Source organism: Actinomadura sp. 3N508, assembly GCF_044326375.1.
In the GTDB taxonomy this organism is placed as follows: Bacteria; Actinomycetota; Actinomycetes; order Streptosporangiales; family Streptosporangiaceae; genus Spirillospora.
Genome location: NZ_JBIRAX010000007.1, coordinates 197,963 through 212,047, shown reverse-complemented (window position 1 = coordinate 212,047; position 14,085 = coordinate 197,963). Strand labels below are relative to the sequence as shown.

At 69.5% G+C, this 14,085-nt stretch carries 12 protein-coding genes; 6 read left to right on the top strand and 6 right to left on the bottom strand.

Annotated features, from left to right (window positions below):
• Window positions 1–141: 141 nt before the first annotated feature.
• Both ACH34S_RS25335 and ACH34S_RS25330 read right to left on the bottom strand, forming a co-directional pair.
• On the bottom strand, window positions 142–1,971 hold the full coding sequence (locus tag ACH34S_RS25335) for a glycoside hydrolase family 15 protein (RefSeq protein WP_395955277.1): 1,830 nt from the start codon (window positions 1,969–1,971) through the stop codon (window positions 142–144).
• 55 nt (window positions 1,972–2,026) lie between these two features.
• Window positions 2,027–3,076, bottom strand: coding sequence for an NAD(P)-dependent alcohol dehydrogenase (locus ACH34S_RS25330; protein WP_395955276.1), 1,050 nt, complete (start codon window positions 3,074–3,076; stop codon window positions 2,027–2,029).
• A gap of 464 nt (window positions 3,077–3,540) precedes the next feature.
• Here ACH34S_RS25330 and ACH34S_RS25325 point away from each other — a divergent pair, with 464 nt between their 5' ends.
• On the top strand, window positions 3,541–3,699 hold the full coding sequence (locus ACH34S_RS25325) for a hypothetical protein (RefSeq protein ID WP_395955275.1): 159 nt from the start codon (window positions 3,541–3,543) through the stop codon (window positions 3,697–3,699).
• Between the two features lie 290 nt (window positions 3,700–3,989).
• Here the strand turns inward: ACH34S_RS25325 and ACH34S_RS25320 are convergent, their stop codons facing one another.
• Window positions 3,990–4,739: an IclR family transcriptional regulator gene (locus ACH34S_RS25320; protein ID WP_395955274.1), complete on the bottom strand. Its 750-nt coding sequence runs from the start codon at window positions 4,737–4,739 to the stop codon at window positions 3,990–3,992.
• 172 nt (window positions 4,740–4,911) lie between these two features.
• Here ACH34S_RS25320 and ACH34S_RS25315 point away from each other — a divergent pair, with 172 nt between their 5' ends.
• From ACH34S_RS25315 to ACH34S_RS25295, 5 genes are all read left to right on the top strand, one after another.
• A complete protein-coding gene (locus ACH34S_RS25315; protein ID WP_395955273.1) occupies window positions 4,912–6,123 on the top strand; it encodes an FAD-dependent monooxygenase in 1,212 nt (403 codons plus the stop codon).
• Window positions 6,124–6,253: 130 nt separating this feature from the next.
• The gene (locus tag ACH34S_RS25310; RefSeq protein ID WP_395955272.1) at window positions 6,254–6,847 is read left to right on the top strand and encodes an aldehyde dehydrogenase family protein; all 594 of its coding nucleotides are present in this window, start codon (window positions 6,254–6,256) and stop codon (window positions 6,845–6,847) included.
• Between the two features lie 249 nt (window positions 6,848–7,096).
• A complete protein-coding gene (locus tag ACH34S_RS25305; protein WP_395955271.1) occupies window positions 7,097–7,708 on the top strand; it encodes a hypothetical protein in 612 nt (203 codons plus the stop codon).
• Window positions 7,709–7,710: 2 nt separating this feature from the next.
• Window positions 7,711–8,706: an amidohydrolase family protein gene (locus ACH34S_RS25300; RefSeq protein WP_395955270.1), complete on the top strand. Its 996-nt coding sequence runs from the start codon at window positions 7,711–7,713 to the stop codon at window positions 8,704–8,706.
• Window positions 8,707–8,814: 108 nt separating this feature from the next.
• Window positions 8,815–10,104, top strand: a complete 1,290-nt coding sequence (locus tag ACH34S_RS25295; protein WP_395955269.1) for a nitrate/nitrite transporter — start codon at window positions 8,815–8,817, stop codon at window positions 10,102–10,104.
• An 81-nt stretch (window positions 10,105–10,185) separates the two neighbouring features.
• Here ACH34S_RS25295 and ACH34S_RS25290 read toward each other — a convergent pair whose 3' ends face one another.
• Genes ACH34S_RS25290 through ACH34S_RS25280 form a run of 3 tightly spaced genes read right to left on the bottom strand, consistent with a single transcriptional unit; the run spans window position 10,186 to window position 14,084 of the window.
• A complete protein-coding gene (locus tag ACH34S_RS25290) occupies window positions 10,186–11,697 on the bottom strand; it encodes a CoA-acylating methylmalonate-semialdehyde dehydrogenase (RefSeq protein ID WP_395955268.1) in 1,512 nt (503 codons plus the stop codon).
• A complete protein-coding gene (locus ACH34S_RS25285) occupies window positions 11,694–12,686 on the bottom strand; it encodes an alpha/beta hydrolase (protein WP_395955267.1) in 993 nt (330 codons plus the stop codon). The genes ACH34S_RS25290 and ACH34S_RS25285 overlap by 4 nt, the downstream gene beginning before the upstream one ends.
• Before the next feature lie 39 nt (window positions 12,687–12,725).
• Window positions 12,726–14,084, bottom strand: a complete 1,359-nt coding sequence (locus ACH34S_RS25280) for an amidohydrolase family protein (protein WP_395955266.1) — start codon at window positions 14,082–14,084, stop codon at window positions 12,726–12,728.
• Window position 14,085: the final 1 nt, after the last annotated feature.

Below are 14,085 nucleotides of genomic sequence, written 5' to 3'. Positions count from 1 at the left end.
CCACAGCGGCCTTGGGATGCTCAGCCCCACCGAGTACGAGAGATTCCACTCAGCCCAACAACTCGCGTGAGACTCCGGTATCCCGACGCCACGGAATTCGGGGTACGCCATTAACGTCACCGAACCCGGGGCACCTCATGGTCATGCCGTGTCGCCTGCTCGGGCTCGGGCGAGGGTGACGCCGCTGGCGATGATGCCGATGTGGCTGAAAGCCTGCGGGAAGTTGCCCATGAAGGCGCCCGTTGCCGGGTCGATCTGCTCGGGTAGGAGTCCGAGCGGGCTGGCCCGGCCGCACAGCGAGGTGTAGAGGTGCTCGGCTTGCTCGATGTGGCCTTGAAGGGCGAGGTTGTCGACCAGCCAGAAGCTGCACAGCAGGAACGCGCCTTCGTCGCCGGGCAGGCCGTCGGGCGACTGGTCGTGAAGGTAGCGGTAGAGCAGGCCGTCCCCGGCGGACAGGCGTTCGGCGATGGCCGCGGTGGTGGCCCTCATCCGTGGGTGGTCGGCCGGGACGACCTTCCGCAGCGGGAGCGCGAGCAGGCTGGCGTCCAGTCCTCCACCGCCATCGAGGTGCTCGCTCAGGCACTGTGAGTCCTCGTCCCAGGATCGCTCCAGGATGAGCCGGCGCAGCTTGCCGGCGGTGGCGCGCCACGTGGTGATCGGTCCGGGCAGGTTGAGGCGTTCGCCGATGGCCGTGGCCCGGTCCAGGGCCACCTGGCACATCCCGGCCGAATAGGTGAACACCCGGCCCTCGCTGCGCACCTCCCAGATGCCCTGGTCCGGTCGGCGCCACGCGCTCGCGGCGGTCTCGGCCAGTTCCGCCAGACCGGACCACAGCGCGGGCTGGAGGTCGCCGCCGGCGTGCAACCACTGGTCGGCGCAGTCCAGGACCTCACCGTAGATGTCGTGTTGGCGCTGGTCGGCCGCGCCGTTGCCCCAGCGCACGGGCGCGGAACGCCGGTAGCCCTCAAGGCCGGTGTCCTGGATCTCCTCGGGGACGGGATCGCCGCGCAGGGTGTACATGATCCGCGGCTGCCGGCTGTTCTCGAAGGCGTCCAGGACCCAGCCGAGGAAGGCGTCGGCCTCGCCGTCGAAGCCGACGCGGCGCAGCGCGAACACGGTGAAGGCGGCGTCCCGGATCCAGGCGTAGCGGTAGTCCCAGTTGCGGACTCCGCCGATCGGCGCGGGCAACGATGAGGTGGGGGCCGCCACCATCGAGCCGTTGATCCAGTCGTCGCACAGTTTCAACGTGATCGCGGCTCGTCGCACCAGCGGTTCCTGCGGGCCGCCATAGCTGAAGCCGCGCATCCAGCGGCGCCATGCCTCGGCGGTGTCCCGCAGCACCGCCTCGGGGTCGAACCGGTGGTGGCGGTGGACGCGTCCCCACGACAGCGTCAGGTGGAGGCGATCACCCTGCTCCAACTCGTGCACGGTGCGGAGTCCACTGAGCGGGCGGTTGGAGCGTAGATGCAACCGCAGGTCTGGCCGCAGGGACGCCCGCACCTCCAGCCCGCTGGCCAGCACCCGGGTCTGCGCGCCACCGCGCGGGAGCAGCTCCGCCTGCAGGCGGGCTGTTCCGTCCAGGACGACGGCGGACCGGACGAGTTCGGCCCTGCTCGCGCCCGCGTCATCGGACAGGTCCGCGCCCGCGCGCAGGGTCAGCGCATCGGTGATCTCGACCAGGCCCGTTGGGCCGCGCAGCTCGGTCACCAGCACCGCGGTGTCGGGCTTGTAGTACTGGCGGGCTTCCCGCAGATCCTCGACCGTCAGGGCGAAATGCCCGCCGTGTTGGTGATCCAGCAGGCCGCACAGCAAGGGTTCGCTGTCGAAGTGGGGCAGGCACAGCCACGGGATCGAACCGTCCAGGCCGACCAGTGCCGCCGTCGCGCCGTCGCCGATCAGGCCCAGGTCCTCCAGCCGCGGGTAGCCCTCCCATCGGCTGACCGGGCGGAACGATGGATCGGGATCGAGCATGCCGAACTCCTCCGTCGAACTGACCCTCCGGGAGAATGTCCCGGACCGCGGCGCGCTAGAAGTTGATCAGCACCTTCACGACATTCTCGAGTTTCCTGTCCGACACCTCGAAGGCCCGCTCCATGTCATCGAAGGAGAACGTGTGCGTCGTCATCTTCGAGGGATCGAGACGTCCCGTTTCCAGTATTCGCAGCAGCCGTTCCATGCGGAGCCGGCCCCCCGGGCACAGGCCGGTGGCGATCGTCTTGTCGGCCATCCCGACTCCCCACTCCGCGCGGGGAATGCGCACGAACTCGCCTTCGCCGTAATAGCCGATGTTGGATATCGTCCCGCCGGGCTTGGTGATTTTCACGGCGGTCTGGAAGGTCTCGTCCGCTCCCAGGGCCTCGATGGCGGTGTCGACGCCCTGCCCCTGGGTCAGTTCGAGGATCCGCTCGACGACGTTCTCTCTGGTGAAGTCCACGATCTCGTCCGCCCCGTAGGTGCGGGCGAGTTTCTGCCGCTCGGGGACCGATTCGACCCCGATGACAAGACCGGCACCCCGCAGCTTCGCGCCCGCAGTGCCCATGAGCCCCACCGGGCCCTGGGCCAGGACGGCCACCGTCCCGCCCATCGGGATGTTTCCGTTCTCCGCCCCCATGAATCCCGTCGAGAGCATGTCGGCGCAGTACACCGCGATCTCGTCGGGAACCGCATCGGGTATCTTCGCCAGGTTCGCGTCGGCCTCGTTCACATGGAAATACTCGGCGAACACGCCGTCCTTGGAGTTCGCGAACTTGAAGCCGCCCAAGGGCCCGCCGGACTGTGAAGGATAACCGTTCTGTGCGGCAAGATCACCCCAATCGGGAGTGATGGCCCCGACCAGCACACGATCGCCCGGCCGGAAGCTCTTCACCTCCGGACCCACTTCATGAACCGTCCCCACGGCCTCATGGCCGAGCGTGAGGTTCTCCCGCGGCCCGATGCCGCCCTTGACCGTATGGGAATCCGAAGTACAGATCAGCGCTGCGGTCGTCCGTATGACGGCATCCAGCGGCCCCGGCCGCGGCATGGGCTTCTCCAGCAGACCAACATTCCCGATTTCCTTCATCACGAACGCTTTCATCCCGCTCCCGGTTCGCTAGAACGCCTTCGCGTATCCGCCCGACCACAGGACGTCCGACGCGTCACTGAAACCACATCCCCGCCGACATGCCTACCGCGCCGGCTCAATGCCTAAACCATCCGAACTACTTGATAATCGCCGACGCGCAATTTATGCGTAATTTGCGATGCCTGTTTCGGTCAGCGTTGGCTCCATGGCGTCGAGCATGGGGGACGGTCCGCAGATGAAGAACTGCAGTCTCGGATAGTGCCGGGGCGGCTAGCGACGAATCCGAGGATGCGACTAGCGAATTGCCAGCGGACATCTCCTGTCGACCTTCTTCCGTCCCGGCCGGGCGACCTGGGGGTCCTGCCCCTGGCTTGACCGGACTAAGCCCCACGCAACCACAAATGAGTTCCAAATCCGGATGAACCCCAAGCGGGAATAGGTTGGGCATCGCCGGGTATGGCGCCCTGAGGGGAGAGATGCTGTTCGTCATCAAGGCTGTGATCAGCGCGTCGGCCTACTACTTCGAGGCTGTGCACAAGATCTTGCTCTCGATCGGGGTGGTCGCGGTGGTGGCCGTGCTCGTGGTGGGGCGGATCGTGGTGGTCCGGCGGCGCGCCCGAAAGGGCCGCCGGTAGGTCTCACGCGTAAATTTCGGCATCACGCCCGAGCCCGCGCGGTTCGGCGAGTAGGCGCCGCCACTCTCAACGGGCGGCACATCCTGCAGAAAGCCCGTTGCTCACCCAACCAGATGACCGCCATCCTCCAAGCCGTACTCACATGCAGATTCGGACGCCTGCATTTTGGCTCAACGATTCCGTCACGCAGGAATGTCTAAGCCGAGGTCAAGGTTTGCGCCATGCTCGCCGTCGAAGGCGTGGTCTGGGGCCCTTTGAGCGCTGGCGCGAGTTGGGTGAGGGACGCGGATTCACGTGTCGCGGATCTTGGTGCCGGGGCGCCAGCCGAGCATGCGGGAGACGCCGAGGCCACCTGCGATCAGCGACGGAAGCGCCGCTTGGTGTTGTACTGAACCGCTGCGCACCACCACGGACATCGCCGCCACGACGCGGCCTTCACCGTCCACGATTCGAGTGGCGATCGAGTCGGCGCCGTCGGTGAGTTCGCTCCGGACGGTCGCGTAGCCGGTGCGGCGGCATTCGGCGAGTTCGCTTCTGAGGACGGTCGGGTCGGTGGTGGTCTGGGGCGTGTACCGGTGCAGCTTGCCGGACAGGACCTTGTCGATCTGGTCGGCGCCGCCGTGGGCGAGAAGCACCTTTCCCACGCCCGAGCAGTGCAGTGGAAGCCGGCCTCCTACATGGGAGACGAGGTGCTGCGCCTGCGGCGCGGACAGCCTTTCGATGATGACGGCCTCGGTTCCCTCCAGGACCGCCAGTTGCACGTGCTGGTGGAGTGCCGTGTAGAGATCTTCCATGAAGGGCTGGGCCTTGGAGCGCAGCGACTCGGTGAGCGGGGCCAGCGTGCCGAGTTGCCACAGCCGCAGGCCGATCGTGAAGCGGCCGTCGTGCTGCCGGTTCAACGCGCCGACGTCGGTGAGCTCCATGGCCAGCCGGCGGACGGTCGCGTGCGGCAGGCCCGTCTTCCGCACCAGTTCGGCGAGGCTGAGAGTGCTCTGATCGGGCTGGAACGCGAAGAGGACCTCCAGGAGTCGTGAACTCACGCTCCTGCCGGGCTCGCTGGTCCGAGGCATTCCGGGCCCCCTTTCGTCTGCCCGCGATGGTAGCCGACGATGTTCATAGGATGACCATCAGCGCGCTTTCCGCCCGGCTGCCCGTGCAGCATGGCGCTGTCAATCTGGATGCGGGAGAACGGCTGCGGGGGTCGAAGACTAGATGCTCGGGTCGAACATCGAGACACCGAAGATCGCGATTCTCGGCGGCGGGATCGGTGGCCTCGCGGCCGCCGCCTTCCTCGGCCGAGCGGGTCTTCGCAGCACGGTGTACGAGCAGGCGCCGGTGCTGAAGGAGGTCGGTGCCGGGCTCGTGGTGGCCCCCAACGCCGCCCGGCTCCTGCGCCGGCTCGGCGTCATGGAGGTTTTGTTGCGCGGCGCCGTCCAGTTGGACGTCGGGTGGGAGTTCCGCCGCTGGCAGGACGGGACGGTCCTGTCCGCCGAAGACCTCGCGGCGGACTGCGAGCGGCTCTACGGCGAGCACACCTACACGGTGCATCGCGCCGAGCTGCTGGAGGTCATCAGGAGCGCCGTGCCGGAGGAGACGGTCCGTCTCGGCAAACGCTGCACGGCGCTCGACCTGGGGGGCGAACGCCCGTCGCTGCGGTTCGCTGACGGCGAGGTAGTCGAGGCGGACATCGTCATCGGGGCGGACGGCGTCCACTCGGTGGTGCGAGGCGCCATCGCCGAACCGCGCCCGGCCGCCTTCTCGGGCCTGTGCGCGTTCCGTGCCCTGGTCCCGGGCGACCGCGCGCCGTCGTTCGCCCGGCGGAACGCGCAGACATTGTGGATCGGTCCCAATCATCACTTGGTGCACTACCCCATCTCCGCAGGAAGGTTCGTGAACCTCGTGGCCTTCGCACCGGCGGGTGAGGACCTGGTGGAGTCGTGGACGGCGCAGGCGACGATCGAGGAGTTCCTCCTTGAATTCGACGGATGGGACCCGAGGCTCGTCGACCTCATCCGCGCGGCGGGGACACCAGGTCGATGGGCGCTGCTCGACCGCGCGCCGCTTCCCGGGTGGAGCCGCGGGCCGGTGACGCTGCTCGGGGACGCCGCGCACCCCATGTTCCCGTTCTTCGCACAAGGAGCCGCGCAGGCGATCGAGGACGCGGCGGTCCTGTCCCGCTGCCTGGCCGAAGGGCTCGCCGACCCGGCCCGGGCGCTGCGCCGGTACGAGGCCCTGCGCCTTCCGCGCACGACCCGGCTGCAGGCGGTGAGCCATGCGCGGTCGGACGTCAACCACCTTCCCGACGGGCCCGAACAGCGTGCCCGTGACGCGTCGTTCACCGAGAACGATCCGCTGGTCGCCAATGGCTGGATCTACGAGTACGACCCCGATGTGGCGATGGCCGCCGAGACCGCCAGGGGCTGACCGGCAGCTCGGCGTGTTCGTTGAATGGACGTTCGCGTTGTGATCAGCCGGACGTCCGTCTGAGACTCCCGGGCACCGGCGGCGTCCCGCCGAAGCCGCCGGCCTGAGCCTCCGACCTGAGGGAGATTCCATGACCGCCACCGACGAAGCGCGGCGCGGCGCGCCTGCCGTCCGGATGTGCGAACTGTTCGTCGGAGGCCGCTGGACCGCGGCCGAGCACGGCCGGACCGTCCAGACGAGGTCGGAGCTGGCCGGGAAGCCCGTCGCCGATGTCGCGGTCGCGTCGCCCGCCGATGTGCGGCGTGCCGTCGAGGCCGCCGAGCGCGGGTTCGGGACGTGGGCCGGGCGGCCTCCCGCGCGCAGGCGTGCCGTCCTGGAGCGGGCCGCGGCGCTGTTCGCCGAGCGGGCAGACGACCTCGCGTCCCTGATGCGGGAGGAGATGGGCACGGCCCGGCCCTGGTGCGAGTCCAACGTGTCCGTCGCGCGGGGGATGCTCGCCGAGGCCGCCGCCCAGGCGTACTCCGCCGTCGGGGAGGTGATCCCTTCGGACGTCCCCGGCCTCACCGCGCTGGGCGTCCGCCAGCCGGTCGGCGGGGTGGTCGGCATCGCGCCCAGGCCGGTAGCGGTAAGCCGCTGTGGCCGGGATTCACCGAGGTCCGTGTCTGCACTTTCGCCGCGGGTATCGGCTGCCCCGCCTAACGGGTCGCGTTCCACGACGAGCTGACGCGGATCCTCGCCGAGGTCGTGCCTGCCCTCGCTGACCGGCGGGCGCCCTTGCTGTTGGACGTCGAAGTCGCTCCTGATCCGACTTACGGGTTTTTGATCGGCGCGCGGAGAGGTCGGCTCCAGTTAAGCGGAGTCATTTTAGCCGTCCATTCAACGGACCAGGTGAAGCGGCAGCCGGTAAACGGCTCCTAAGCTGCACGAAACGGGCTGGACCTCGACAATTAACGGCCCTTCAAGGAGCGACGGTATGAAGGTTTTCGATGTACGGGGAATCACGGCGGGTGTCGATGCGGCGCTCGCGGTGGTCGATGATCCGAAGCATCGGCACATGCTGAAGAACTACCGCCGGCACGCGCTTCTGGAGGTGTCCGGATTCTGGGAGGACATCCTCATCCCGGCGATGATCGTCGACCATCCGGTCTATCGGCTCACCGAACGCGGGAAGACCCTGGTCTGCGATGGCATGGCGGAGGTCCGGAAATTCTATTCCGAGATCGTCGGCGGCGGAATGAACGTCTTCGGGGCGCTGGAGGAGGAGGTCGCCGTATCGGACTATGGGATCTTCATCGAGGCCGTCTTCGCTCAGATCGTCCGCGGCGATGCCGTCGCGCTCGCCGGCGAGGACACCGATCAGGACGGCACCTACCAGATCTCGCACCGATTCGCCGCCGCCTGGCCCTACCGCGACGGACGGCTCGTGGGCGAATTCATCTACGACGACACCGGAAGCTGGCGCGTGGACGAGGTTGAGCATTCCGCGCTCCTGTCACCGGCCGATGCGCGGAAAGCCCTCGCGCCCTACCTGGAGCAGAGCCCGCTCTCGGAGATCGAGAACGGCCTGCGCCTGTTCGAGGACTAGATATGGCGCAGATCAATGACAGGCTCGCGGGTCGATACGTCGACGTCCACGCCCACTTCACACCGCCGAGCACCGAGGAAGAGCGCCTACGCGTCTGGCAGGCCATGCTGGGCAAGGGCATCTATTTCCCCGAACCCCACGAATGGTCGCTGGAACGCACCCTGGCGTACATGGACGCGTCCGGTACCGCCATGCAGATGCTGAGCAACATCCCAAGCCGCTTGGCGGGCCTCCGCGCGTCGAACGACTATGGGGCATCCCTCGTGGCGGAGCACCCGTCGCGGTTCGGTCTCCTGGCCGCCCTCCCGACGGACGACCCCTCGGCTGCCATAGACGAGGCCGTACGGGCGCGCGAGGAACTCGACGCCGACGGATTCGCCGTGACGACGAAATACAACGGCGTATACCTGGGCGACGACTCCCTCACCCCATTGTGGGAACTGCTCGACGGCTGGGGTGCGGCGGTGTTCGTCCACCCCGACGCTCGCCTGCCGCCCACCCTCGACCACCCGGCCCCGCTGTACGAAGTGGCCTTCGACACCGCCCGGACGGTCTTCGACATGATCTTCCGGAAGACGTTCTCGCGCCACCCGAACATCACCTTCGTCATCGCTCACTGCGGGGGAGCGTTCCCCGCGCTGACCGGGCGGCTCCGGCTCCTGGGAAACGAATCCTGGGTCCCGCAGGGAGTGACGGCCCAGGACATCGACGAGCAGACGTCCTCCCTCTACGTTGACACGGCCGCGACGGCTTTCGCGCATTCCCTTCTACCGGCGATGGCGACGGTAGGAGCCGGCCACATCGTCTACGGCAGCGACTGGGGTGCACCCTGCACGACCGAGTCGTCCGCCGAATCGAACCGCTCAAGCCTCCTTCAATGCGGCGCATTGTCTCTTGAGGAGGAGGGCGGTGTCAGGGCCCGGGCGCTCGATCTTTTCCCGCGAGCGGCGCAGCGCCTCACCGGCGCCGAGCCGCTTTCCGAAGAATTCGTCCGATAAGGGCCGGGCGGTAACGGCCGCCGTATTTCAAGCTCCCCACCAGAGTGCCCCCCGTGTGTCTTTTCGCGCGCTCAAGAAACAACCGAACCCACTCATGGGGAGTCATCCATGCCCGTCACCAGTTTCTTCCGCCGCCCTGATCCGGGCGACGCCGCGGACGCGAACCGGCAGAGAACACTCGTCCTCATCATGTTCTTCGCGGCCGGGATCGTGTTCCTTGACCGCTTCGGCATCACCTTCCTCTTCCCGCAGATCGGCGATGACCTTCATCTGAACCACAGCCAGCTCGGCTCGCTGGTCTCCATCACCGCCGTGACATGGGCGATCTCCAGCCTGATCTTCTCGGTCGTGTCCGATCGCCTCGGTGGCCGGACCAAATGGATGATCGTCGCGAGCCTGGTCCTGTTCTCCACCGCGGTCGGCCTGATCGGCCTGGCGCAGGACTACGGGACCATGCTGCTGCTCCGCGCGGTCATCGGCTTCTGCGAGGGCCCCGCGCTGCCCCTGATCCAGGGCGCGGTCGCCCGCGCGTCATCGCCGGACCGGCGCGGCCGGAACATGGGCATCGTCATCGCCGGGACGCTGCTCATCGGCAGCGCGCTGGCGCCGAGCATCATGATCGGGCTCGCCACGGCGCTGAACTGGCGGCTCGCCTTCCCGCTCGTCGCCGTCCCCGGCATCGTCGTGGCGCTCCTCGTGGCGCTGTTCATGCGCGAGGACCGCACGGCCGCCGCCGGCGCCCCGCGCGTCAAGGCCCGGGACTTCCGTCTCGTCCTGGCCAACCGCAACGTCCCGCTGGCACTCGCCGGCACGACCGTCTGCCTCGGCACGAACATCGGCTTCGGCGCGTTCGCGCCCACCTACCTGCACGAGGAGGGGCTCTCCCGGAGCACCGCGACGCTCGTGCTCACCGTGTACGGCTGCATCATCGCGCTCGGCAGCATCATCGCCCCCGCGGTGTCGGACCGCGTCGGACGCAAACCGGCCCTGTTCGCGGCGGCGATCTGCAGCGGGCTCGTGCCGCTGTTCTTCGTCCTGTTCGCCCACTCGGTGCCGCTGCTGCTGGCGTCGCTGGTCGTCGGCCTGATGGCGGGCGGCTCGCTCACGCTGATCACCTATGTGGTGCCAGGCGAGTCGGTTCCCCGGGAACTGATGGCCACGGCGTTCGCCCTGCAGATCGCCGTGGGCGAGACGCTCGGCGGCGCGCTCGGCCCGCAGCTCGGCGGCGCGCTCGCCGACGCGACCCACAGCCTGAAGAGCGCGCTGCTGCTGTACGCCGCGGCGCCGATCCTGCTGGCCGTGGTGGCGCTGCTGATCCGCGAGACCGCCCCCCGCCTGGGCAAGGGGACGCCCACCCGGAAAGCCCACGAGGCGAGCGGCGAGGCCGCCCTGTCCTGACTGCGCCTCATTCCGACGAAGGCGGGTCCACCCGGTGTGACAGATGCCGGGTGGACCCGCCTTCGGGTCAGGAGGGTCGGTTCAGCTGTTCTCAGGGAAGCCGAGGTCGAGCCCGCTTCGCGCGGGTTCCGGCCAGCGGCTCGTGACCACCTTGCCGCGGGTGAAGAAGTGCACGCCTTCGGTGCCGTGCGCGTGGGTGTCACCGAAGAGCGAGTTCTTCCAGCCGCCGAAGCTGTAGTACGCCATCGGCACCGGGACGGGCACGTTGACGCCGACCATTCCCGCTTCGACCTCGTTCTGGAACCGCCGGGCCGCGCCGCCGTCCCTGGTGAAGACGCACGCGCCGTTTCCGTAGGGGCTGGCGTTGATCAGCGCCATGGCCTCGTCGTAGGAGCGGGCCCGGACCACCGACAGCACCGGCCCGAAGATCTCATCCGTGTAGACCTTCATCTCGGGGGTGACGTGGTCGAGCAACGTCGGACCGAGCCAGAAGCCGCCTGCCGCCCCGTCCGGCCGGACGTGACGGCCGTCGAGGACGACTGACGCCCCGTCCCTCTCTCCGGAGCCGATGTAACCGGCCACCTTGTCGCGGTGCTGCGCGGTCACCAGCGGGCCCATGTCGCAGGAGCGGGTGCCGTCGCCGACCCTGATGGCCGCGGCCCGCTCGGCGATCTTGGGGATGAGCCGGTCGGCGACGTCGCCGACGGCGACCACGACGCTCACCGCCATGCAGCGTTCGCCGGCGGACCCGAAGCCGGCGTTCACCGCGGCGTCGGCGGTGGCGTCGAGGTCGGCGTCGGGAAGGACGAGCATGTGGTTCTTCGCGCCCCCGAGCGCCTGGACGCGCTTTCCGTGCGCGCTCGCGGTGGCGTAGACGTACTGGGCGATCGGCGTGGAGCCGACGAAAGAGACCGCCCTGATTTCAGGGTTGGTCAGCAGTTCGTCGACCGCGGTCTTGCCGCCTTGCAGGACGGTGAACACGCCCGCGGGCAGTCCCGCCTCGGCCCACAGTTCGGCCAGCCAGATCGCGGCGGACGGGTCCTTCTCGCTGGGCTTGAGCACGACGGTGTTGCCCGCGGCGATCGCGATCGGGAAGAACCACAGCGGGACCATCGCCGGGAAGTTGAACGGCGTGATGATCCCCACCGGGCCCAGCGGCTGGCGGATCGAGTGGACGTCGACGCCGGTCGAGGCGTTTTCCGTCATCGCGCCCTTGAGCAGATGCGGCATTCCGCAGGCGAACTCGACGACCTCCTGGCCCCGGCTGATCTCGCCGAGCGCGTCGGAGAGCACCTTGCCGTGCTCGGCGGTGATCAGTTTCGCCAGCTCCGGCTTGCGCCGGTCCAGCAGTTCCCGGAACCGGAAGACGATCTGGGTGCGCCTGGTCAGGGAGAGGTCCCGCCAGGCCGGGAAGGCGGCCTTCGCCGAGGCGATCGCGACGCGCGCGTCGGCGGTGTCCGCCATGGAGACCCGGCCGGTGACCCGCCCTGTCGCCGGGTCCGTCACGGGCGCGGTGTCTCCGCTGGAGCCGAGGAACTCCTTGCCGTCGACCCAGTGCCCTATCTCGCGCACGTCGTTGACGGAAGCGGTCACGCGTCCTCCTCCGTCGCGGCGGGCGCGCGGTCCAGCGAGCCGTCCAGTGGGCCGTCCAGTGGGCCGCCGAGCAGGTCGCCGAGCAGGCCGGTCAGCTCGGACACGGCGGCGTCGGCGGCCGGGGACAGGCCGGGCATGCCGAAGAACGGGTGGATGAGGCCGGGGTAGACGCGCAGGGCGGTGGGCACGCCCGCCTCCAGGAGCCGGGCCGCGTAGACGGTGCCGTCATCGCGCAGGGGGTCGAACCCCGCCACCCCGATGACCGCCGGGGCGACCCCGGTCAGGTCGGGCGCCAGGGCGGGCGAGACGAGCGGGTCCGCGGCGCGGGCGTCGTCGTCACCGAAGTAGAGCTTTCTGATGACGGCGAGGTCGTCGCGGGTCAGGAAGTAGCCGTCGGCGTTCTCGGCGACGGACGGGTACCGGGCGGCGAAGTTCGTCACCGGCGAGGCGAGCAGCTGGCCCGCCACGGGGATGCCCGCGTCACGGGCGCGCCGTGCCGTGACCGCCGCGAGGTTGGCGCCCGAGCTCTCCCCGGCGAGGCCGACGCGCGCCGGATCGCCGCCGAGGTCGCCGACGTGGCCGGCCACCCAGCGCAACGCGGTCATCGCGTCCTCGACCGCGGCCGGGAACGGGTGTTCGGGGGCGAGCCGGTAGTCGACGGAGACGACCCAGGCGCCCAGGTCGTGCGCGAGCCGCCGGGCGACGTCCTGCATCAGGTGGGCGCTGCCCATGATGAAGCCGCCGGGATGAAAGTAGACGACGGTCGGAGCCGGCCCGTCGGCGAGAGGCCGGACGACCTTGAGGCGCAGCCCGTCGACGGCGACATCGTCAACGCTCTTGACCGGGGCGAACTCCGCGGGATCCCAGTTGCCCTCGATCGCGTTCCGCATGCGCTCGCGCATCTCGCCGGGCGTCCCGGAGAAGCCGGGCGGGGCGCCAGCGGAGCGGAGGGCGGACAGGAACCCGGCAACGTCGGGGTCGAGCGTCATGGTGACCTTTCGGGGAGTGGTGGTTGTTCGGACGTGGTGTCAGCCGCCGAGAAGGCGGCGGTGGGAGGCCAGCGCGAGTTCCCTGGCGCGGTCGATGGAGCCCGCGCCCGCTCCCGCGCCGGCGAGCGCACCGGCTCGCTTGCGGACGACGCCGTCGACCAGGACGGTGTCGACGTTGCCCGGGTGCGCGGAGCAGACCAGCGCGGCCACCGGGTCGGTGACCGGGAAGAGGTTGGGGTCGGTCGCGCGGACGAGGACGACGTCGGCGCGCTTCCCGGGGCTGAGGCTGCCGATCCGGTCGCCGAGCCCGAGCGCGTCGGCGCCGCCCTGGGTGGCCATCGCGAAGACCTCGGCGACGCTGAACGGGTCGAGCTTGGCGGCGAATCGGGTGCGTCCCTCGGCGAGCTGGCTGCGGTGCGCGGCCAGCCCCGCCCGCATCTGGGTGAACAGGTCGGCGGCCCCGGCGGTCTCGGTGTCGGTGCTCAGCCCGGCCGTGATCCCGAACGCCCGCACGCGGTCGATCGGGGTGTGTCCGATGCCGGGAAGGGCCTGCTCGTGCTGCGGCGCGAGCACGATCGTCGCGCCGTGGTCGGCCATCATCGCGAACTCGTCGTCGGCGGACTCGCTGCAGTGCACGAAGCTCAGGTCCGGGCCGAGCAGCCCGGCGCGTCCCAGCTGCGCGATCGCGGCCATCGCGCCGTACTCGGGGCCGCAGCCCATGTGGATGGACGTGCGTATCCCGAGGTCACGAGCCATGTCGAGGTCGGCGCGGGTCGCCTCCAGCGTGGACAGCTCCGGGCCGCGCCCGGCAAGGTGCAGCGTGACCAGGGCGTCGTCGTCCGGCAGCAGCTCGCGGCGGATGCGCCGGACGTCGTCGGTGTGCGGCCGGTCGCTGCCGGCGATCCACGCCGGAAGGTCGACCAGCGGCCAGCCGTGCCCGAAGATCGCGCGGATTCCGCTGTCGCGCAGCGCCGCGATGGCCTGGTCGCTGTGCTCGGGCGAGTTCTGGACGTGCGACCAGTCCATCAGCGTGGTGGTGCCCGCGTCGAGGGCGGACAGCGCGCCGAGCAGGTTCCCGGCGTACACGTCCTCGGGGCGGTACAGCGGCCCGAGCCTGCCGAACATCTCCCCGAAGTAGGTCCGCAGGTCGAGCTCGGTGCACCGGTGCCGGACGGCGGACTGCCAGGTGTGCTTGTGGGCGTCGACGAGCCCGGGAAGGACGATCATGTCGCGGGCGTCGATCACCTCGGCGCCGTCGCCCGGCAGGCCCGGCCCGACGGCGGTGATCCGGCCGTCCTCGATCAGGACGTCGCAGCCGGTGAGCGTGCCGAGCGCCGGGTCGCCGGTGACGACCCAGCCGTTGTCGATGAGAATGCGCCGTGGCGCGCGGTCGGTCATG